Below are 22,023 nucleotides of genomic sequence, written 5' to 3' on the forward strand. Positions count from 1 at the left end.
AGCTCTATCACAACCATATTTACCAAATAATGTGTCAGAGGATCAACTTCCTATACGTTTTTTCTTACAAAAACTCCGCCGACTCCTGCGCTGCCTTTACCCGTTCCTTACGTTGCCCGTTCGCAAGGACTTGCGGCATTATACGCGGCAAGAGATACGTTATCAAAAAAACCGCCGTTAACTGCGTATATTTCGTTGTTACGCGATGTTCTGCGAAGGCACGTTCGATCGTTTCGCGTAAAGGACCCGCACCGTACAGCTTGAGCGCACGTTTGATTACGCCTTGTTCGAAGCGATAACCGCCCGCAGCCGGAATGTACGTTTCGACTCCGTAACGGTCGCAATTTAGCTCCGTAATCATCACCTAGACGGTCAGCGTATTCCAATCCGCGAGAGGTAGATTGCGCCAGTCTTTACGTTGGTCGGCGGTGATCTGAGCTATGGCACAAGTATACCTCCTCATATATAAAAGTTTCCAATTAGAGATTCTGCGATATATCGAGTATTTAAGAGAAAAACCCCATGGTAGTCTAGACCATCTGTGTGAATTTTGGACCGAAATCGGATTTTCTTGTATTATTTTATACTGGCCTTACTGACTCTACACCACCGATTATAGAATGATAGATAGCAAATCGTAAAACTCCAAATCCGGTGATTGAGTAAACTATCGTAGTGTCAGTCGATTCTTCGGAAAAATCAGTTAATGTTAACAATCGTTAATAACCTGTTGAAATACTGTTAACAATTTTTCAGTTAATGTTAACGATAATTCGGTAAATGTTAACATATATCCGCCTGGCTCTTCCCCTCTTTCCTTACATCTATCTCGATCATCTCCCGTTTACTCCCGAATACTACGCCGCACGCACGTTTTCTTTTTTCTACCGTTCTTGAAATACTGCGACCGCATCTCGCCAGCTTAACGCTACATTACTCGGTTTATCATGTAAATACAGATTAAACCCACGGATATATCGTTAGTTAACTGCGCCATTAACTACACTCTCGCTTCGTATAATGCTCGATAATATCGGCAAAAACGCTGACCTCCAAAGAGACCAGCGCTCATCCTACTCGGGACTCGCCTTTGCGTGCTCTATCACAAATCATCGTCTACTAATGCTACATATCGTTTAGTCATTGTAATATCAACATGCCCGAGCGTTCTTTGTAGCGAAAAGGCTAACGCACCATTACGAATGAACTCTAGTGAAAATGCATGTCTTAAGTCATAAGGGCGGGATATGAACACCAAGACTCTTACTATGATGTTCAAGATGATCACCCCACACGTGACGGTTAAGCTTGTTTCCTGACTCGGTGCAAAATATGGGTACTTTATTTGCCCAAAACCTCGGACGTAATTGAACGAGTCTTATTAGTGCATTTTTTGTTACTTCGGAAATGCTTAATGTGCGCGCTACCCTCATTTAGCTTTTGCTGCAGGTATATAAATACTCCCCGTCATTAAATTAAGGTTGTCTGGTAACAATCCGAGTGCTTCAGAAGGCCTTATTCCCGTATCCAAAGTTAACAATATAAGAGTGTAGTCTCTCATACCTACAAAAGTAGATTGATCAGGCACACTCAGAAGTTCCTGAACACCTCTAAATCGATAGCTACAATTCGAGAGCATTCTTTACGCTTTTTTTAAAGTACCTAAAGGGTTTTCTTTAAGGTACCCTTCACTAACACACTACTTAAAGAATGTCCTTAAATAGACAAGTCGGTTATTAAATGTTGAGGGGGCAATTCCTTCTTGAGAAAGGTGTTCTATTAAAGACGCCTTAAGAGCGATGTGAGAACTCCATGCGCTGGGGTATCGTTTAATAAACAAATTAACATTACGTACGTAGTCGTCGTATGTATGTGGACTAATTCCTTGTAACTTCTTTGTCTCCATAAACTCATCGAGAAGCTCAAACAACGGACGATTACTTTTTGGATTTGAACGTTTTATAGGTGACATTATTAGTATCCCCACCTCCGCCTCCTGATATTTATAAATGTCGTTAAATTTGACGACAACCCCTAACATAAATACAGCGCCAATCTCCGGAGAGATTGACGCATGTTTGTATATACCGTGAACTTACGTTAAGATTTACTTTAGCTAAACGTCCGATAAATTAGCGCTACTACATTAGGCGAATACGGAAAGTTTAACGGAGTCGCACACCGATAGTTTATCGGAATCTCCGTTCAACGAACGTACAAGTTGACGTGAACAAATGTTCTATCAAACGTCCTTATTCCGCGTAACACCAGCGTTTCAACTAACCTTATGCTCAATCCGCAGCTTGTCGGCTCCATGGCAATAAATTCCGAGTTAGTAGGCTTAGATTTGGAGATATTAATGGTGTAGCCGAATAAATGGCTGATGGAGTCGATGTTGCCACGTGTCCAAGCGACTTCAATCGCATGGCGGATCGCGCGTTCTACGCGTGAAGGCGTGGTTTTGAACTTCTCAGCGATTGCTGGGTAGAGTGTCTTCGTACCGATATTATTTTGAGCTATTTCCACTATTTATCGGGTTTCCTTCTTAACATTTATTGCCTAAATCGATTTACAAAACCAGAGTATCATATCACATGTTTTTAATCCAGTCCCCTAATACTATCCATTACTGTTTGAAAAGAGAGAGAAGTTCTTTAATCGGCTTTCATATTTACCAAAGTGGTGCTTGTTCGCCTTGATATAAGAACGATACACCTCACTTCAATACAAAAAAGCCATGGAATCATCCATAGCTCTAAATATCTAAATCTATTTATATGTACTTGATATCTCCATATTTTTATTCTGCTTCATCTGCTCTTCTAATCATCACACTTAAGACTCCATGCCAATGTGTAGCAAGCTTATTTGATCTCTTATATTTTTCACTAGTTTTTTTAATACCTTCTTTGTTTTTACCAATCGACAGAAAATTTATTATTACAACAGGATTTTTAATATTATTCACAATGATCTTCAAGCTGAGTTGGGTGACAGTGTCTTGTTGTACGCCCTTGCCTGATAATCCTCCTATTATTGCCCCCACTCCACCTGCAACAGCAGCTCCTACTAAAGCTCCGCCAAGTTGATTTCCTCTTGAGGTTTTAATTATAGAATTTCCATCTTCAATTAATTCAATCTCAATAATATCATTAGCATTATATACATTACTATTTTGTAAATCGTTGTACATGATACAAATCGCGTTATTTTCATCATCGACAATAATACCTGCTTCATTACTACTTGATATATAGTACTGATTAGAATTAACTAATTTGGCTCTATGCCTGTAAAAACTGTCGAATAGTTGCATCTGTTTAACCTTTGGTATTTTGCTTTCATCTACTAGCGACGATAAAAAGATGATCAGTGTAACTATTAATGTAGTCCAACCCCAAAATCTTGATTGGCTAAATATCAAAATAGATATTATTACACCTCCTGATAATATAAGATAACTTTTACCCTTATCATTTGCTTTTCTACCGACTAAAAAATCACCAACACTCCCACAAGAACAATATACATAAGTGTCAATACGTTGCCCCTTACAATGATTTGATGGAATTAAATGTATTTTTCCGCACTCTTGACAATAAATTTCGACCTTATCTTCATTTTCCCTTACAAAATACATTGATGTAATGTTAATCCCACCTTTAGTGTTATTGTAATGCAATTATATTCCATAAAAACCCTTTATGTCGAGCTTACCAGACATTATATCTATTCATTTTTTCGGATAATAGGTGTAAAAGGAGTCTTTCCTTTGCCACTTGAAGCTGTATTCGGAAAAGTAATAAAAAGTATTCGTATTAATAAGAATATCACCCAAGCCCAACTTGCTGTAGATAGCACATTGGAACGCAGCTATATCTCAGAACTTGAGAATGGTAAATACCAACCTACTTTGACTAGCTTGTTTGATATTGCTAGGGGCTTGGACATAAAGCCATCCGATTTAGTGAGACTTGTGGAGATTGAGTTTGAAATGCAGAATCAAAACAATAGGACACAAAATTGAATAAAAAAGGCATTCGGATGTTAAAAACGAATGCCTTTCCCAAATTCCTTTTTTCGAATCTCTCTATGGTAAGAAAACCGAAGCTACTTTTTTATAAAACTTTTTTTCCCACTCCATTGTACGTACAAATAATAAAATAGAGCCTACAACAATTGCCCCTATACCTGCTTCTGCTTCACCAGCGAATTGAATCATATCAACACTCAGCCCCACCATCCCAGATATTGAAGTATTGAGATATGTTTCAGCATCAAAGTTTGGAAGAGCCTCAGGGTTATTGATGATTTCAGTTGCTGGTGACATTATATAACTCATAGTATTGTCTGCTGTAACTTTCAAATCCCTACCATCAAAATAAAGAAGCAATCCTACTAATATCATAATCAAAGCAACAATTCTTCTAGGGGTTAATTGTTTATCCATTTTCATTCCTCCACTGTTAAAGTTAACCATGCCTATCTTACGTACAATATTTATCCAGCGTTTCAATATGTTATCATTTTTTGAATTCATAGACCTTCGTCGCTCTACCTTTTAGCAAAGTAATATTACTCCGCGGATAATAACATCCTTGCATCGTTTTAATTGTTTCCTCGTTAAAGCTGGCGATTAAGCATCTCTCCTCTAGTTCGCCATTCATCCATATTTCTAAAATCTGTTGCTGTTCTTTACATCGTAGCAACTCGTTATAGCTTGTAATCTTCTGACCTATCATTTTTGTCACTCCTTCCTTACAAACGAAAAAAAAGCACATACTAAATCAAAGACTAAAAGTCTAAGATTCAGCAGTGCTTCTGCGTTTGGAATTGATATTTGATTTTATAGCTACATTATATCAGAAAATATTTAATTGTAAATATAACCAATGCAATGTATCGATCTGCGCCTTCCTGAAGTGCCCCCTACCTGACGGATATTCAAATCAGTTTTAAAAGTTTTAATTAGCCCCCCCTTATCTGCTAAAAATAAAAAAGCCCTCATAATGAAGGCTCTATAAATAATTTATGGAGGAATTGCAATAATGACTCCAAAATTGCTACGACTCTCTTTCAATGATTATTTTCAATGCTTTCTCCCCATAACTATTAATAAATAATGAATGGTCTTTAAAGGTAGTATTAGCCTCAATAAACTTCATAGCCATTAATCGGACCGTCACATTTCTATATTTTGCTTCAGACATACCGCTTTTCTCTAATAATATCTTATTAAATATACTCTTATATTTAGCGGTAGCACCTTCATTCGATAATAACCTTAGCATTTGAATGTCTTGAGCATCTAAGTTTTCTACAATGTATTGGAAGTATTCATCCATATAATGTCCCTCCTTCTCTACCTTTATTAAATAATTTGTAATACTTTTCTCTTCATCTTGTCTAATTCCCTATACAACGTTGGTTTCGACACACTTGTCAGTTCTACTATTTCCTTAAGTGTATATTGTTTACTTTCATATAGCTTTATTGCTTGATCCAATTTCTTTTTGTCAGTTCGAGGTCTTCCCCCCAAACGTCCTCTTGCTCTAGCAGCTTCTAATCCTGCCATTGTCCTTTCACTAATAATGTCACGTTCAAGCTCCGCAATCACCGCAAGCATCTTGAACATAGCTCTTCCAACTGCCGTAGTAGTATCTATGTTGTCACGTATGGATATTAATTCTATCCCTCTTTGTTCAAGCAGTTCACTCAATTCAATGAGTTTTTTGGTTGATCTAGCCAAACGGTCTAATTTGTAAATCACTAACGCATCTCCTTCACGAAGATATTCTAAAGCTTTAGCAAGTTCCGTACGTTCATCGTTTTTGCCCGATGCTTTCTCTTCAAATATCTTTATGCAACCTGCTTTAGTCAACGCATCCGTTTGTAAATCTAACGATTGGTCTTGGGTACTGACTCTGCTATATCCGATTAAAGCCATAAAAAAAAACTCCCATCATGTTCTTAGCCCAGACTGTACATCTCAAAAGATGGAAAGTCCAGTCTAAATTTACATTGATAAGGAGATGAGTTTCGGACTAAATATCAATCCATATGACTAGCAATTATGGAGTGGGTTGAAAAGTCTTATAAATATTCGTTTTTGAAAAAACGATCCTTTCTTGTAATCTATCAAAAAAGCTAATCGGTAATTATAATGTTCTCAGAAAATCATTTGGTTTTTCACTGCTCAAAATCTTGATCTAACTCATTATTCTGAATTCTTTTAAGTTTGTCTTCCCTATATTTATTCATTATTCTACTTTTTACTATACCTTTATTTATCTGACTCTGCCCCTTTGAAGCCAATTCACCTAACATATTCAGATACTCGTTTTCCTGCACACTGTTTTTGGGCTTGGTAAGGAAATTAAATAACAATTTCATTAAAAGATTTTCTTTAATATATTTGTGTTTATGCAATTTCAAAAACTCTTTTAAGTACTTCAAATTAGCAGTTGATTTTGAATCCGAGTATAAAAGAATAGAAATCATAGTCTCAAGTTCCGAGTATAAATTAGGTGAATTTAGCTTTTCCTTAACATCATCCTCCATTACTACATAGAGCTTTGAGCAAGAAACTAAATTTTGCAAGAAAATTTGCAAACCTACTGGTAAATAATCTATTAAAAAATTCTCAATTTCACTTAATTTCACTTCATCATTTATAACATCAGTATTTTGCGATTTATTATCTTCTAATAATAACCTTACTAAACTTATAAAAACAGAAGAACAATGTATCAATTCTTTATAGCAAGATGATTTCAAATTACCATCAGTTGTTTCTTCAGTATTCTTTAAGACTCTTGCAACTATCATCAATGACCTTTCGATTTGTTGATATGGAGTTAACTCCATATTTTCTTTTTCACTATAGACTTGGAGAGAAGCTGACATTTCCAGCCTTGTATCATTTATTTCGTCTAAAGAATCTTCTGTATCATCTTTTGTAGTATCTATTACTTCTAAAAATTCTTCACTTAAGTTTGCTGCAAGTATATTGTTTGAATTCAAAAAAATACTATCAAGATTCTTTAAAGGAGTATATGCTTCTACAATGCCTTTGAATTTTTCTAGCATTCTGTCCTTTAGTTCTAATAAAAGATTTTCTTCGTCACCCTTCACGCCAGTGTAATAATCTATTTCATCCATAAAATGTAAATATCTTTCCTGTGAAAATACTTTTTCTTTAAATCCACTTCTAAAGGTCATGTTCTTCATAAGGAAGAAACTATAGTAACATTTGAATCGGAATGATAAATAATATTCACCTTTATCAAATTCTTCAGTAAATAATCCAACCTTCTCTAATCCTATCAATATTTCATCTGCCTTAAAATCAAACCTCCTGTTGATCATGTAGGTCTGTATAAAAGAAATAAGTTGAATCCTGTTAATCCTCTTGTTTTGATCATTGAGCTCATACATTAAGTAGGCAATTTCTGAAACGAGTCTTATTTTATTTTTATAGTTAAATTCTTCTGAAAACATTTCCTTAGGTGCATGTTTTTCAAAAAGAATTTCTATAAAATTCTCTAATAATACTGAGTTATTTATAGGTGAAATGCCAGGTTGAAATTCAAAAATACATAAAAACATAGAGACTGCAAGGGGAGTTCTAGGAATATCTAATCTGTTGAAAACTTTAATTATTTCATCTAAACTGTCAGGATTATTATAATGAGGATTTAATGAGAACCAATTACTGGTCAATTCTCTAATTTGTTTAGACTTAAACAAATTGATTTGTATTGAAAACATACGAGAAAGTACCGAATAGCTTTTAAATTCTATAGGTATATCGCTACTAATTAATGAAGTAGTAGTTGCTATAACACGGACACTTTTGTGTTCTTCCAAAAATCGATTTAATGCATTTAATTTCGTCTTTATTTTTGGTATTGTAGATAATTGATCAATTAATAATACAATTTCATGATTATTTAAGAGTTCTTCAACTTTTCTTATTTTTATATTCAAAAAACGACTAATCTCAGTCTCAATTCGACTAGAAGAATTTTCCAAATCAATAAAAACTGGTATTTTTTTATACTTAAATACATTATCAGTGAATTCCATCATAAGCTTATCTAGAAGTATTGTCTTACCTGATTCCTTAGGTCCTGAGAGAAGCGTATGATGTTCTAAAGAACATATTTCATCTAGCGTATAGATTTTTTGTTTATCTTTGCTCAGTTGTGTAGTAAGTAAAGGCAATACAAATAGTTTATTTATCTCTTTAGGTGCCAAAGTTTCAGTACGGAAACTTAGTAAATGTTCACTAGTCTGAGAAAATTGCTCATTACGAATAGTCTCACATATCTCTTTAGCACTATTCAATGACTCTAATACTGTGGTATTAGGTAAATAGTAAATAGCCTTTCCTTCATCGTTTCCTAACGCTATGTTGGGACCATAAGATTTCTTTGTATGAAAATATGTTCTATTAGTAAGAACAACTTTATCGGATGTATAGTCTATGTATGCATAACCATTGGAATACGCACGATCGTCGCTACGAATTCCACCACTCCAGTTTGCTGGAGCCACAGATACTAAGAGAGTCCCTCCAAACATATTAGTTTTGTATTCGCTTTCTCCTTCATGTACATGACCACAAAACATTAAGTTGTAATATTTATGAATTAGATTCTCAACGTTTTTCTTCTCAAACTGGTTTAGCCAATCAAGTGGATGGTGAATTACTGCTAGTTTCAAATCAAGTCCTTCTAATTTTTCAATAGCATTTTCAACTTGTCTCTCACCCAACAATATTTTGCCTTTATCTTTATCACTGTCCCAGCATCTCCATGAAGAATTGAAGCAGCTTACCCCCACTCTTAAACCATCAAAATTAAATCTAAAGGTCGATGCAAAATTACTAATATCATGCCTTGTTCCAGAATAGTATGACTTTTCAAATTCTTTGAACTTTATGATTCGTTTTGATCCGTCTGTTAGATCATCATCATCAATGTATTTGTTCACATCTTCTGTACATGTCAAAGTTACATTAAGAGCTTTCTCCATACGCTCTGTATCTGCTTTTCTATCAATATCATGATTACCAGGTACAAATAAAAAAGAGTCTCTTGAAAGATTTAATTCTTCTAATATTGGTTTAATAACATAGTCTTCAAATTCTAAAAATGCTAAATCTATCTTTTCTTGCCCAAAGCTTAATCCACCTTTATCTATCAAGTCTCCTGAAAAAATAATTAAATCTATCTTTTTATCCTGATTTATTCTCGCTAAATCTTCAATTAGGGGTTTGATACAATATAGTTCAAAGTCACGCTTAGAATCTTTTGAGAAATGGAAGTCAGAAAGATGAACTACCCTTAACACATGATCACTCCCTTATACTTATTATTCATTTATTTAGTATTATCCTTATCCGAATACCATTTATCATACTCTAGCTTGCTCCTAATGCCTGCTTGGATAGCTGGTTGAATCATAGTTAGATAATAATGCCTGAATGTTGGATATTTAGGTTCAAACGCTCTAATGTATGCAGATACTCCGTATTCCTCTTTTATTTGATCCTTAAAGAAATCTGCTCGCAAATCAGTATTTAACTTTTCATCTATTGTCCCTCTTTTTTCGCAAAAATTGCAACCAACCAAAATCGATGAATATATATCATCAAGTGAATTAAAAGCTTTTCCAGTATAGATAACAAATTCTGTGTATCCATTACAAACCTTACATTCTGACATTGATAAACTCATTTTTTTCTTCCCCTCTTTTACATTCGTTTTAAATTAAAAATGATACTTGATTATTGGTTATTATCCTTAATAAACTCATATACTTTTCTAGCGAGTGCTATCGACTCTTCAGACATATCCTCAATACTGTGTATATGGCTCAAAGCTTTCTCACAAAAGTTCACTTTATTTTTAATAGTTCCTGACTTATCTCCATAATTACCTCTTCTTTTTTTGTCAACAAGATGGTCGTCTATATATTTACCAATATATTTATTTTTGTAGTCTGCTTCACTAATATTACGATTAAATACTGCTGATTTTCTCTCATAATCACTTACAACTTTCTTCAGAACATCAACACTAAGAAGGTTTTCAATTTCTTTACATTCTAAACAATAGAATCTTTCTCCAAGCTTTTCTTTTAGCCTATCCTGCCTATCTTTCTTTACGTCACTATCTTTATCTGTAATAAGAAATAGCTTTCCGCAAACTTTCTCAGCATTCATTGATTTTACTATATTTTCGACATCAGCTTCCTCATCATCAAGAAATGACCAATGCGTTATATTATTTCCACTGTACTCAACGAAAGCATAGTGATAATCCTCACGAAATTTATCATTGTCTACAGCACCTAAAGACTCCTGATAAATCTGCAAGTATTTACGCAGATAAAATCTATCAGTAATTCCTTCAACCCAAATAGTACAATTCGCTAAAAACATTGAAGAATTCTTAACCCCTAGTAGTTCCAATACATTACTGTCCTCATTACTAACGTTATCAACTATGAATTTAGCTTCTTTCTCTCGGGAATTAACAGATTCATCAAATTCTTTTTTAAACGTATACACTGAAACATAAGGAATATCTAAAGTCATATCAAGGAAATGATTAGAATGCGTGGTAATAAAAAATTGAAAATTTTCAAATTTCATAAAGGTTTCAATTAATTTCCTTTGAAGTCCTGGATGCAAATACAATTCTGGTTCTTCTATGAAAATAAGCATATTTTCACCTTCATTTAAAAACAATGGAAATGTTAAAATAATAATAGATTGGATGCCATCACCTAAGTTGTAGATTGACTTTTCATTTTCATCACCAATTTTAACAGAAACCACATCTGAATCTATATATGGAATTAGGGTAACTTCTTTTCCTTCAAAGAAAGTATCTCCTAAAAATTTTTGGAATTTCGAAACCACTTCTCTATCCGCTAATTTCCCAAGAAGCAATTTTTTTAGATCATTATACAAACTAAGTCCAGTAAATATATCAAGTTGCTCTTTATCACGGAAATAATCTTTTTTAGTTCGAAGATGATATATATCATCTTCAGACTCAAACGGTCTTAAGCCACGTAACGTAGGAATGTATATTTTCTTAAAATTGTACTGTTCAGGTTCATCACCTATAATTTTTTCAAGTTCCAGTTTGAATTTAATACCACACTCATTAAGATCACGATTTAAATTTTCATGTTGATAAAAGGTCGAAGTGTAACTACTAGTCGTAATAGAACCTTGTCCCTGCATATTGATCAATCTAACTATAAAAGATAAAATAGGTTGTAAAAAATTGATGTCCTCTTGAATAAAATCAATCTCTTCTAAATTATTACAATCTTGCAAAAATCCATTGTAATCAGCAATATTATATTTCAGGATAATCTCGTGGATATTCTTTTTCAAAGCCTCAACTAAATGATTAAACTCTAATAAATTAAAATTTGTTTTTATATAATTAGTTCCAATTTTAAATATTTCTCTTAACATTCTACTTTTACCTGAATTATTAGACCCTACAAAAATATTTATTTTAGATAAATTATCCAAAATTTCGAGTTCACGCTCTTCTTCAGATTCTAAGATGTAATAATCTTTGATTTCTTCTACCAACAAAGAGTTTATAATATACATCATCCGACTCCTTAATTTTAATGAATTTTTTAGAATCAAACATATCCATTTTTCTCAACATTTCCACATTATAACATAATATCAAATAGATAAATTTCGTAAGCTTTTATGTATTCACTGAATATATAGAGATTAATGTATAATTGAACATAGATAAAACTTGAATTTTATCTACTCTGGCGAGTCAACCATATCCCATATTCTTCGCTGAATCTACAGAATCCTTGGAGAACGAAAAAATGCACTCTGCCGTTGAATCGCTAACGTAAGAGTGCAAATTTTTTTTGAATTTCCAACATTTTTATTTTTCAAAATAAGACAGGTTAACGTGAATATATAACACTACAGCGCGGTTGAACACTACATCCCCTAAATATCTCCCTTAACTACTCCCACTCCTCCAATTGCATGAGCACCGAAATGTCATCTATCCCCAATGCTTCCGCTATTCGCTCAATAATACCAATGTTGAGTTCCTTGAATTTGTTATTACATAAATTAGATATCTTAGCTTGAGTCACATTAGATATCTTGGACAACTGAACCTGAGTCATTTTTCTTTCAGCAAGGATATCCTGAAGCTTAATCCTTAATTTCATATGTTTTCCCCTCGATTTTCCATGAAAATATGCAGTTGACAATATACCGATGTCGGTATATTGTTGCAGCCAGCCCTAGTATACATTCTTATTTATCTAATCGCAAAGTTTAGTAATATAGCCGATACATACGGGGCAACAATTGAAATGGAGGATTAAATAATGATAAATACCGAAACTAAGTTGGACATAACGATCACATTTTCTAATGTAAAAACAGCTTATGCCTATGAGGGCTCTTTGAAGGAAATTCTCCACAATGGAGCATGGATCAAGTCTAAGAAGCTAACTATCACATTCGACAAACAGGAAGCTCAACAACATGAAAACTATAGATTAGCACGTAGTGATGAATTATTGTGGTGGTCATGCGTAGATGAGGTTGAGATACCAGAACTGGTAGAGTGTAGTGATGGTCTCTTTCAATGGATAGAACCTGGATTTGATATTGTTACAAGTGGACTTATTAAACTATAGACAAAAAAATAGCCCTCATATGCTGATCAAGTATACAGTGGGCTATTTATATTTTCAATTATTCGCTAATCACTTAAGTACACGTAAGAAAATCGAGTTCATCCAATGGAAACTAAATATTTTTAGTTTAGTTTCAACCTCTCTCGACTCTTGTTTCATAATAAATCTGAAATAATCCCTCCCTATATCTCCTTTTTTATATTTTTCAACCTGTTTTATTATTTCCCCAACTAATACTTTATGTTCATTTTTCATAGTTACCTTATCATTCTCTAATAATTTCACTCTAACGTCCTCTATATTACTTTCAGGAATTTCAATATTAAATTCAGCATAAATTTGAAACTTATCTATAAGACTTTTAATTGAAGTCAAAGCATCAATTTCTACAGAGTCTTTAAACTTAAAGATAGCAATTATTATTAGTTGATACAGAGTATATGCAAAAACATATTGCTTTATAATATCAATGAAGCTTCTATTATTGAAATTCAAGCCTTCGATTATCCATATTATCAAACTTGTGAACAATACAATTTCAATAAAATACACAACAATATGTATGATAAATTGTTTTTTAGATTTCACCTTATTACTTTTGATACAAATCACTTCCAGCGTATGTAATAGTTTTGGATAAATCCGCTTTATTCTATCGTAAATTATTCGGAGTTAACATCAATAAAGTCCTCACTAAATTGAATCCCTTATACCTTTTTACTCTTTACTACTTACTTGGTTATTATCGACAAAACTACAACCGCACCTAATATCAACAAGATAGGTAATAGAACAGGAAAACTAATCAAGATCGTTAATAAAAATAATAAAGTAATTGATAACCACAACCAAGTAATCTTGAATACAATTCCAAAAATCAATGCAACAAGGATCATAATAAATATAAAAATTGCACCATCATCAGATTTTTTAGGGGTAACTAGTTTATCTTTGGGATTACCGTATGTATAGTTATTCTTGCGCTGTGATTTATTTAATTCTTTCACCCAATCACGCCTAGCTTTCCTCATCGCATAACGGTACATCTGCCCTTTACTTGGAAATCGCTTCATTAAAGCCTCCTGTTTTCAATGCTACGTAATACATCTGCATGTCTTTTCCCAAACACTTCCACTATTACTAGACTATCTGCGACTACTTTAGCATTTTCTATTAATTATTGTCCTCAACTCTTCAATAGTATATGCTGGTTCTTTTTTATGTAACATAGCATGACAATTAGGACATACGGGTCGAAGATCATTTACAGGATCAACTTTGTACTCCCCTTTCAGTTCATGTAACGGTTTTAAATGATGCACATGTGTAAATCCTTCACCTATTTCCCCGTATACATCCTCGAAATTAAATTCACAAACTACACAATTATAACCATGATGTTTAAGACAAGCCTCCCTTGCCGCAGGATTTCTTTCATAAGCATTCACGAGTATTGATTTTTTAGCACCTTCTACATAAGTATTATTTTCGAGCAACTCTCCTGGTAATAGCCAATTATTTGGAGTTCTTTTTTTTATTACCTCAAATCCCAAACTCTCAAGAAATTGGTTAGTCTCAGCACCACTATGATGATCTTTTCGATCTAATTCATATCCATTCGCATACTTGTTGGCGAGTCCAACTATATATTTAGGTGGGTATGTTTCCCCTTCGTAGACAAGAATATATCTCATAGAATGCCTATGATTAGGAACTCCGTTGTTTTTAACTTCATTTATAGCGCTAATTACATGTTCACGCGTTATTCCCTGTGGAATTGTCATCTGGAATTCTCCTTATTCGTTTTAAAAATATTAGTATTATCTAATGTCTTCTCTTACGGTGATCGTAATGTTAGAACCGTAATGATTAACAATGAACCTTGGTTTGTAGCAAAAGATGTTTGCGATATTTTAGAAATATCGAAATATCGTGACGCTGTAAGTAGACTGGACAATGACGAAAGGGGGTCGGTATTAATGGACACCCTTGGAGGGAATCAACAATTGTCAGCGATTAATGAATCTGGACTATACTCCTTGATCATGGCTAGTCGAAAGCCAGAAGCAAAGAGTTTCCGTAAATGGATCACGCATGAGGTTATACCCTCAAATTCTGCTAATATATGTGATTTCTTGTATTCCATAATTCTACAAAGATAGTTATAATGACCTATACATATACTACCATAATTCAAGTGGATAGGAGTACGGCAATGCCTTTTTTCATTGAACATAGAGAAAAAATCAATCTGGTTCCATATCAACTTCATGAAAAAGAGCAATATTTTAGTGATCTCTCCAACATTGAAGGTAGTTGGACAGGTCGTATTGATGCTCAAATTGCTAATACCTTCATTCATGAAGCTGTACAACTAATCGTTAATTCGATATCTGTTTATGAAATGGGTTATTTTGATTGTGCCTATTATTCCTTGAGGCAGTCTATAGAAATTTCAACCTCTATGGTCTATCTAATGGAATTGGAAACTGAGAAACGTGAAGAAGAATTGAAGAAATGGAAGGCTCAAAGTACATTTCCAATGTTTAATCAGATGATAAAGTTCTTGAACACAAATGGAAATGTTTTTGCCGACATGAGAAATCAAATGGTTAGTTACTTCGTAGAGCTTCAAAGTGTAAAAGAACACCTTAACAAGATAGTCCACAAGTTAGGCTTCAATACCTTTTACGTTTCACGAAATCATGCTTTAAATCAAAATAAAGACAAGACAAGGTTCCATAGTGAATTTACGAAACTTACTGAAAAAAGCATTGGAGCTATAGCTGTACTCAGACTTGCTATCGACCCATTTCCAGTGTTACTTATGGATGAAGAAATTTATACAAGAACTGGAGATATGTTGACTGAACCATACTCCCAAGTATTTGTAGAAAGATACATTGGTTTGGATAATATTGAAGCTTATAAACATACCGAGTTCTACTCTTCTCATTATCAATCCTTTATGAAAAACAAAAAAATGTTACCTTCAGTAATTGATGTAGTTAAGAACCAATACATTGATAGAGAAATGTTTGAAGAAATACTTACTCAAGTTGATTTACTGGGTTATATAGATTTTCTCGTGGTATTTTGTTTCCAACTTTCTGATAAAATTTCAGTTATTTACTCTTATGATGGTCTCAAAATTCACTTTTCCAACATCAAGTCAAATCGAAGCAAGTTTGGCTTTAGTTCTCTTACATTCAAAAAGATCAAAGAATCAGATAATCATTTTAACAATACATATGAAGAAGCATTCTTATCTTATGTAAATGCAAACGGAGAGGATTTATTCCTTGAACACAATGAACCTTTCAGTGAAGATGAGTTTGATTATATCGCTAAAGTACTTAAAGACTTAGCTACGTACCCTGAAAAGGAAAATTGATAGTCTAAGCTAGGTATATTGCTTCGAAATGGTTGCCATTGTTAAAACGTACGACACTTAGAATTTAGTAACACATCGTCGATGAAATGCATTCATTTTAGATTTAGAAACAGTACACAAGAAGTCTTTTTCCAGACTGAGAAAGGTAAGTCAGATAACTGTAACGAATTAATATTAGAAAATTAACGATATGGGAGAAGAGTTGAATGACTGATATGACCTCTGTTATTGAATCTTTTGAGCATTTGTTGAATGACCAAACAAAAAATGAAAACGATATCCAAACATTCTTAGAAAAAAATTCATCACTTATTCCATTGCCCTTTTTGCTCAATCACAGACTACATTTTAATATCGTTATCTCAAAATTCCCAATTTCAACTAGCTTGACAACCGATTTTTTATACATGACAAAATCATCTGATAGATGGCAAGTCGTGTGTATTGAAATAGAGAATCAACACAAGAAAATCTTCACTAATAATCGTCGTAGTATTCACTTCTCAAGCGAATTTAATAATGCTTATGATCAAGTCTTGTCTTGGAGGGCATATATAACTGAGCATATAAGAGAAGTAAAAGATTCACTCAATAAGCTTTTCCGACCTCTAAAAATGGCAAATAACCCTTTGGAATTCAAGTATTTACTTGTATTAGGTAGAAACAGCGAAAAACTTACTCAAGAACATATTAATATGTTCAATCAAAAAAACACTCATGATATTAATGTTATGACATTTGACTCAATTATAAATCATCAAGCACATGAACCATTTCCGAGACCTCGCACTATACTTTCTAAAAATGGAACTGGGTTTAAAATTAAATATATAAATAATAACGAAGTTCAGCTTTTTGCTTACCTCAAGTATGCTGAGCTAGAAATAACTCAAGAGCAAAACCAGTTTCTAATAAATTTAGGCTACGATATGGAGGCTTGGTACAATGGAGAGTCCTTAGCAATTAACAACCGAATTCCACTAAGTAAGAAACGCGAATATTTAGATTCACTGTAACGTAAAAATTAAACTGTGTGTTAAAGCAAGAGTGCCAACGGCACGACAGGAGCGAAGCGACAGGGTTTTAAGGTCTTGACCTTCAGGGAGCGTAAGCGAGAATAAACCAAACCCTCCCCGAAGGGGTTTCTAGGTAAGTTTTTTTCTTTCTCTTAGTTCTTTTGTTTATACTGTATAAATCGATGTCATTATTGACCAAAAATTATACTCACCTGAGTATAAAACGAAGTTAAATCTGACAAGAAATTATACTTTGAAAAATAAATTCTTGTCAGATTTAACTCAAAACTATACTCAGGTAATCAATCGAACCATTACGCACACAGCACACATCACATGTCTCATGTGAATTAACAATATAAAGTAGCCAAAACTACTCTAGTTCTACTATCTGTCAATTCTATTATGCTAACTTGCTATTTCATCGTCTTCGTCCCTTAATGAAGATGCTGACTCATCCAGTTTCTGTTTCTTTGCTTCTACTTCCTTGGCTTCTCGATTTGCTTTAGAACGATCATAACGTTCAGAATAATCATCATCAGAAATGAAGTCTACAGGGTTAACATAGCATTTACTCATTTCTTGAGCTCTCTTAATGGCTGATGTTTCCTTGTCACGCCTCGATTTCTCCTTATTGCCTAAGTCGATAAGTTCTTTACGTTTTCCTGGCTTTGACTCATCCATTTTGTCTAATCGCTTATTCACATGGTCTAAAGTAACTTTGCATTTTGTAGTCACGAATACGTACATGTCGTAAGCATCTAAGTAAACGCTTCTGTCGGGGTTTAATAGGTTTGTTTTATGAACGCGTTCATCTGTAATATTTCCCATTGCTTCAGCAGAAGACAAGTGACGATTCACTTCTTTAGCCAAAGTTTCTTCCCTCTCATTAGTATTTTCCTCACGCTTTTTTCGCTCCTTTTCGCTCACTACGGAAAACTGATTAGTTTCACGTTTTGGCTTGCCGTAGACATCTTGATACATTGCACCACGTTTTTTATCCACTAGGTTTAGTTCATCAAGTTCCTTGATCAATTTCACTGCTGTGGCGTGAGATATATTCATTGTCTTTTCCCATTCACCAAGAGAAATACGGTACGTACCTTCATTCTCTTTATCACGAAACATACGCCATTCAGCGTAGATCATGGCTCTAAAATGCCTTGAGTCGCCCTTGCAAGCATCAAACATTTCCTGAGTTACTTTCTGATACCCTAGGTGTTTAAAATTGTCGCTATCCACACTATCCATAACAAGTGGACTTTTCAAGTCAACCATATAAATAGTAAGTAGTGTATCGTATTCAAACGATTCTTCATCGAAGGTAATCTTAATCCAACCTTTATCATTCAAAACCATTAGTAGACGTCTAATCTCTTTCCTGTTATCGCTCTCCTTGGTCTTGATTTGAAATTGCTTACTAAGCGTCACAACTGTTGTTTCAAAACTTCCCCAAGTCCAATAGTTTTGCGACATCTTTCCTAGAATGAAATATAGCATGAAAGCATTCTCATCTTTCTGCACGACAAATAAACCTTCATGTGCATAGGCGTTCATCTTCATTGGAAACCCTACATATTGTTCTTGCTTTGTCTCTGGCTCTTTGTTCATATTTTTCACTTCTCCTTATAATTTAACACGAATATAATTTAACACTGTGTCCTTAACCTTATTGTTCATTAGCACCATAATGGCGCTGACTGAACTCCAACAATGCTCTATTCAATTCTTCAGTTCGTTTGAACTGCCAAAATTTCTGCATCGTCTTCTCATGAAGCCCTGAACAAATAAAACTAAACTCTCTATCCATACGTAGAAACTTGAATAGCTTCATGCTATAGCAATAAAAAAACTCATTTTCTGAAAACATGTCTTATCTCCTTTCATAAATGTCCAAATAAAATAAGCTTCCGTTCTCTTCACGGAAACATGTTGGAGTTACTAATATTTCATACTAAAGCCCTCTCGCTATTGACTTAATTATCAAACAGCTTTATCTCTGGAGACGTTTATGTGTTGTGGTAACATTCTAATGTTACCTTTTTCATAACCAAGTTCAGGATTGATCCTGTCCAATGTGGGACGATACTTATAATTATAATTATTTGCAACATACACATCCGTTTGTGCAATCCATTCATTCATGAAAATCTCATCATTCCACAACGCTTCTAAAAAGCTTCTTGCATTGTCAAAGCTGCATCTAACGTTCTCATAACCTTTACGCTTATAAGTGGGCTTTCCTCTCTCGAAAGCCGCATAGCATGATTCTCTTAATAAATACATCGAAAGATTTTTTTCTTTCAACATCTTTGTTTGTTCTTTTTGATATTCGCTTTTACACTTCTTGCAGTAGTTGCCCTTCCCATCCTTTGTATTGGATTGATTATAAAAATTACCTAACGGAAAAGACAGATCACATCTATTACATACCTTTATACTCTCTTTCATTAATATTCTCCTTTATATATTTGATAAATCATCCAAACGTTGCAAATACGCCGATTACGGTAGCACCAGAAAAATCCACCTTACCTCTAAACAAAGTGCTACTATACAAAGCAGCTTCCACAATTATAGAACCTTGTGTAGTAGTGAGAGATAGATCACCCGCTACCTGCTGTAAGCCCCCTCGATATTGATCTTTGTAATAAAAGTCAAGAGAAGAAAAGTTCCCAGAATCAATGACTACTCCATTCTTTTCATTCAACTCGTTTCTCGAAACTAAGCCATTCTTAGACAATTCTATTCTGCTTGCGGCTGAATCCGCAGTTCTAATTAGACCACCTGTAATTATAGAACCATCAATTGTGCCTTTAAAAGTACCATCTAATGCGGTCAGCTTCCCATCCATCGTTACCTTGAAGGGCGCATTAGAAAACGAAGCGTTACCTAAGTAAACTCCATTAGAATCCGCTTTCAAAACGTTATTGCCACTACCTATGGCAATTGTCCCACCGTAAATATTTGGCGATTCGATTGTTGTTTGAGTAATCTTAGTAGCGGATATATAGCTTGGTAGAGTCGGAATATTCGGTTGATTGGTTACTTGCGTCCAACTTATTGTCGCCTCAGGCCCCATGAACACATTTCTACCAAGCTGAAAATTATCAATCCCCCTCAATGTTCTAGCTTTACTTCCACCGTTATACGTCGCATAGGTCGTACCGCTAGAATTACTAGTTATATCATTTAAATTCATTGCGACATTCATTTTGTGACCTCCAGTACATATTCCTTAGTTCCTACCTCAGATATTACGTGTATGCTAATATCCCCACCCACACTTTCTTCTTCCTCACCTATAATCCTATACGTATCCAGAACACTCTCTATTGGATTCTGAGGATTGAAATGCTTTGGCAGGTAGATTAACGCCTTATCCTGTCCAATCCCTCTTGCAGACATCGCAGATCCGACTACAATGCGAGGATCAAAACCACTTCTATGGCAATATTCGATCATGCCACATTCCCCCTTATCTAAATCATAAAAAGCTAAAACAGTAGCCAAACATGCTCCATCTGGTACTACATCGTAGTAGGTAGGGTAATTCATAAGAAATTGCACATGAACTTTTAATGACTCTCTCTCTACGATTCTTGCAATCTGTTCAATAGGTGTTGATTCATTTACTTGCTTTACTACCAGTGAACGTAACATCTCACAATAATCCTGTACTCCAGAACAAAACATAGATACGTGATTGGTAAGCTTAGTTAGCTTCTTATGTGAATCGCTTACAATTTCACTAGCTTTGGTGATGCGCCCGTCCCCTCCTATAATCACGAATTTCTCTGGGTTGTTAACCGCGATACATAAACTCATTTTTCCTCAACTCTTTTCTCTAGGATATATTTTTTGTATAGCTCGATTTTCCCTACATCCATGCCAGTACGATTATTCTCGTAATTGCTTAGATGTGCTTTATGACAATTAAGTAGTGCAGCAAGTTCCCGTAATCTAATTCTCTTAGATAAACGGAGTAATCTAAATTTTTCTCTTTCTGACATTTTTCATTTCCCTTTCATTTTTAAACAGCACACAGCAAGGAGATAAAAAATATCCCCCGTGAATTAAAAAACAGAAAAGGTCCAGTAGGACATTTCCTGTTTCTCACCATACTAGTATTATAACATATTCTCGGTCATTTGTCAAATATTGTAAATATGTAATAAGTTATTGGATTTTCGGCACTTTGAATTGAAATTTAATTGTCCCCAACAACTCTTGCATAATTCTCATATTTTGAACTCATTTCCTGCTTATCTTCTAGTACATCATCTTCTTTTTCCGCTTTATTAAGCAGCCGCAAATCAAATTGATATGACTTGTAACTTATCCAAGCCTTATTTGGGTCAAAAAATTCATATTGTAAAACAACATCATCATCTTCTAAAAAATAACTTTCAAGTTTTTTATTAAAAGGTTCAATAAAACCCTCGTATGCATAACTTAAATCAGATTCACCCTCATATGGGTCTAAGGAAGCTTTTAGGAATTGTTTATTTACTTGAATAGACATCAATTTATCTTCAATTTTCTGTTTTTTCTTTTTGATTCTCGCTAAGAAATCAACTACTTCTTCTATTTCAAATATTTCACCTAAATACTTCAGGTCATCTACAACTTGTTTAATAGCTCTTTGATAATTGCTTAAGGATTTTTTTAGAGGTTTCTCCATTATAACCAGCTGCTTAATCTTCTTTTTAATTTCTTCCTCACTCATGTCCTTAATTTTGGTCTTCGTCAGCAGTTTCATACTATTTCCCCTTTTTATCATAGATAAGAACAATATCTATTCTACTTAGATAAACTGGTTTGGTTTCATATTTCAAAATACAAAGGTTCGTCTCCTGATACAAAAGAGTAAATTAAAAACAAGGCTCA

General features: G+C 34.1%; 25 protein-coding genes and 1 pseudogene. 5 read left to right on the forward strand and 21 right to left on the reverse strand.

The features are described from left to right. Positions 1–64 precede the first annotated feature (64 nt). The 4 genes and pseudogenes from MHH46_RS22145 to MHH46_RS22160 form a co-directional block, all read right to left on the reverse strand. The gene (locus MHH46_RS22145) at positions 65–361 is read right to left on the reverse strand and encodes a hypothetical protein (RefSeq protein ID WP_076129461.1); all 297 of its coding nucleotides are present in this window, start codon (positions 359–361) and stop codon (positions 65–67) included. A gap of 741 nt (positions 362–1,102) precedes the next feature. Then, positions 1,103–1,279 carry a tyrosine-type recombinase/integrase gene (locus tag MHH46_RS22150; RefSeq protein WP_179086313.1) on the reverse strand — a complete coding sequence of 59 codons (177 nt, stop codon included), beginning with the start codon at positions 1,277–1,279 and terminating at the stop codon, positions 1,103–1,105. 996 nt (positions 1,280–2,275) lie between these two features. Beyond that, positions 2,276–2,499 (reverse strand): annotated as a pseudogene (locus tag MHH46_RS22155) (sporulation initiation factor Spo0A C-terminal domain-containing protein); the annotation flags it as partial. Positions 2,500–2,800: 301 nt separating this feature from the next. Further along, the gene (locus MHH46_RS22160) at positions 2,801–3,682 is read right to left on the reverse strand and encodes a hypothetical protein (RefSeq protein ID WP_405132513.1); all 882 of its coding nucleotides are present in this window, start codon (positions 3,680–3,682) and stop codon (positions 2,801–2,803) included. Positions 3,683–3,772: 90 nt separating this feature from the next. On the opposite strand from MHH46_RS22160, the gene MHH46_RS22165 reads away from it, so the two are divergent. Beyond that, the gene (locus MHH46_RS22165) at positions 3,773–4,027 is read left to right on the forward strand and encodes a helix-turn-helix domain-containing protein (protein ID WP_076193158.1); all 255 of its coding nucleotides are present in this window, start codon (positions 3,773–3,775) and stop codon (positions 4,025–4,027) included. 63 nt (positions 4,028–4,090) lie between these two features. Here the strand turns inward: MHH46_RS22165 and MHH46_RS22170 are convergent, their stop codons facing one another. The 8 genes from MHH46_RS22170 to MHH46_RS22205 all read right to left on the reverse strand — a co-directional run bounded on the left by MHH46_RS22170 (position 4,091) and on the right by MHH46_RS22205 (position 12,246). Further along, positions 4,091–4,450, reverse strand: a complete 360-nt coding sequence (locus MHH46_RS22170; RefSeq protein ID WP_076193156.1) for a hypothetical protein — start codon at positions 4,448–4,450, stop codon at positions 4,091–4,093. A 73-nt stretch (positions 4,451–4,523) separates the two neighbouring features. Continuing rightward, positions 4,524–4,742 (reverse strand): hypothetical protein, encoded by a 219-nt coding sequence (locus MHH46_RS22175; protein WP_076193152.1) that lies wholly within the window; start codon positions 4,740–4,742, stop codon positions 4,524–4,526. Positions 4,743–5,063: 321 nt separating this feature from the next. Next, positions 5,064–5,345, reverse strand: coding sequence for a hypothetical protein (locus MHH46_RS22180; RefSeq protein ID WP_076193150.1), 282 nt, complete (start codon positions 5,343–5,345; stop codon positions 5,064–5,066). 26 nt (positions 5,346–5,371) lie between these two features. Next, on the reverse strand, positions 5,372–5,947 hold the full coding sequence (locus MHH46_RS22185) for a recombinase family protein (RefSeq protein ID WP_076193148.1): 576 nt from the start codon (positions 5,945–5,947) through the stop codon (positions 5,372–5,374). 242 nt (positions 5,948–6,189) lie between these two features. After that, a complete protein-coding gene (locus tag MHH46_RS22190; protein WP_076193145.1) occupies positions 6,190–9,357 on the reverse strand; it encodes a metallophosphoesterase in 3,168 nt (1,055 codons plus the stop codon). Between the two features lie 29 nt (positions 9,358–9,386). Continuing rightward, the gene (locus MHH46_RS22195; RefSeq protein WP_076193142.1) at positions 9,387–9,743 is read right to left on the reverse strand and encodes a hypothetical protein; all 357 of its coding nucleotides are present in this window, start codon (positions 9,741–9,743) and stop codon (positions 9,387–9,389) included. 50 nt (positions 9,744–9,793) lie between these two features. Next, a complete protein-coding gene (locus MHH46_RS22200) occupies positions 9,794–11,647 on the reverse strand; it encodes an AAA family ATPase (RefSeq protein ID WP_076193140.1) in 1,854 nt (617 codons plus the stop codon). A gap of 386 nt (positions 11,648–12,033) precedes the next feature. Beyond that, a complete protein-coding gene (locus MHH46_RS22205; protein ID WP_076193137.1) occupies positions 12,034–12,246 on the reverse strand; it encodes a helix-turn-helix transcriptional regulator in 213 nt (70 codons plus the stop codon). A 162-nt stretch (positions 12,247–12,408) separates the two neighbouring features. Here MHH46_RS22205 and MHH46_RS22210 point away from each other — a divergent pair, with 162 nt between their 5' ends. Further along, positions 12,409–12,723 (forward strand): hypothetical protein, encoded by a 315-nt coding sequence (locus MHH46_RS22210; protein ID WP_076193135.1) that lies wholly within the window; start codon positions 12,409–12,411, stop codon positions 12,721–12,723. 69 nt (positions 12,724–12,792) lie between these two features. Here the strand turns inward: MHH46_RS22210 and MHH46_RS22215 are convergent, their stop codons facing one another. From MHH46_RS22215 to MHH46_RS22225, 3 genes are all read right to left on the reverse strand, one after another. Next, a complete protein-coding gene (locus MHH46_RS22215) occupies positions 12,793–13,311 on the reverse strand; it encodes a hypothetical protein (protein ID WP_076193133.1) in 519 nt (172 codons plus the stop codon). 143 nt (positions 13,312–13,454) lie between these two features. After that, a complete protein-coding gene (locus tag MHH46_RS22220; RefSeq protein WP_076193130.1) occupies positions 13,455–13,796 on the reverse strand; it encodes a hypothetical protein in 342 nt (113 codons plus the stop codon). 87 nt (positions 13,797–13,883) lie between these two features. Next, positions 13,884–14,507, reverse strand: coding sequence for an HNH endonuclease (locus tag MHH46_RS22225; RefSeq protein ID WP_076193128.1), 624 nt, complete (start codon positions 14,505–14,507; stop codon positions 13,884–13,886). Here MHH46_RS22225 and MHH46_RS22230 point away from each other — a divergent pair. The 3 genes from MHH46_RS22230 (at position 14,475) to MHH46_RS22240 (ending at position 17,133) form a co-directional block, all read left to right on the forward strand. Further along, on the forward strand, positions 14,475–14,885 hold the full coding sequence (locus MHH46_RS22230; RefSeq protein ID WP_081387878.1) for a Bro-N domain-containing protein: 411 nt from the start codon (positions 14,475–14,477) through the stop codon (positions 14,883–14,885). The genes MHH46_RS22225 and MHH46_RS22230 overlap by 33 nt on opposite strands. Before the next feature lie 53 nt (positions 14,886–14,938). After that, the gene (locus MHH46_RS22235) at positions 14,939–16,117 is read left to right on the forward strand and encodes a hypothetical protein (RefSeq protein ID WP_076193124.1); all 1,179 of its coding nucleotides are present in this window, start codon (positions 14,939–14,941) and stop codon (positions 16,115–16,117) included. A gap of 206 nt (positions 16,118–16,323) precedes the next feature. Further along, on the forward strand, positions 16,324–17,133 hold the full coding sequence (locus MHH46_RS22240; RefSeq protein WP_076193122.1) for a Shedu immune nuclease family protein: 810 nt from the start codon (positions 16,324–16,326) through the stop codon (positions 17,131–17,133). A 408-nt stretch (positions 17,134–17,541) separates the two neighbouring features. Here MHH46_RS22240 and MHH46_RS22245 read toward each other — a convergent pair whose 3' ends face one another. From MHH46_RS22245 to MHH46_RS22270, 6 genes are all read right to left on the reverse strand, one after another. Further along, positions 17,542–18,744 carry a hypothetical protein gene (locus MHH46_RS22245; RefSeq protein ID WP_076193119.1) on the reverse strand — a complete coding sequence of 401 codons (1,203 nt, stop codon included), beginning with the start codon at positions 18,742–18,744 and terminating at the stop codon, positions 17,542–17,544. A gap of 58 nt (positions 18,745–18,802) precedes the next feature. Continuing rightward, positions 18,803–18,967: a hypothetical protein gene (locus MHH46_RS22250; protein ID WP_405132514.1), complete on the reverse strand. Its 165-nt coding sequence runs from the start codon at positions 18,965–18,967 to the stop codon at positions 18,803–18,805. Positions 18,968–19,116: 149 nt separating this feature from the next. After that, positions 19,117–19,584, reverse strand: a complete 468-nt coding sequence (locus tag MHH46_RS22255; RefSeq protein ID WP_076193115.1) for a hypothetical protein — start codon at positions 19,582–19,584, stop codon at positions 19,117–19,119. Between the two features lie 28 nt (positions 19,585–19,612). Then, on the reverse strand, positions 19,613–20,347 hold the full coding sequence (locus MHH46_RS22260) for a hypothetical protein (protein ID WP_076193113.1): 735 nt from the start codon (positions 20,345–20,347) through the stop codon (positions 19,613–19,615). After that, the gene (locus MHH46_RS22265; protein ID WP_076193111.1) at positions 20,344–20,961 is read right to left on the reverse strand and encodes a hypothetical protein; all 618 of its coding nucleotides are present in this window, start codon (positions 20,959–20,961) and stop codon (positions 20,344–20,346) included. Before MHH46_RS22265 ends, MHH46_RS22260 begins: the two co-directional genes overlap by 4 nt. Positions 20,962–21,343: 382 nt before the next feature. Then, positions 21,344–21,895: a hypothetical protein gene (locus MHH46_RS22270; protein ID WP_076193107.1), complete on the reverse strand. Its 552-nt coding sequence runs from the start codon at positions 21,893–21,895 to the stop codon at positions 21,344–21,346. Positions 21,896–22,023: the final 128 nt, after the last annotated feature.

The sequence above is a fragment of the Paenibacillus sp. FSL H8-0175 genome, assembly GCF_045040615.1.
Taxonomy (GTDB): domain Bacteria; phylum Bacillota; class Bacilli; order Paenibacillales; family Paenibacillaceae; genus Paenibacillus_AQ; species Paenibacillus_AQ odorifer.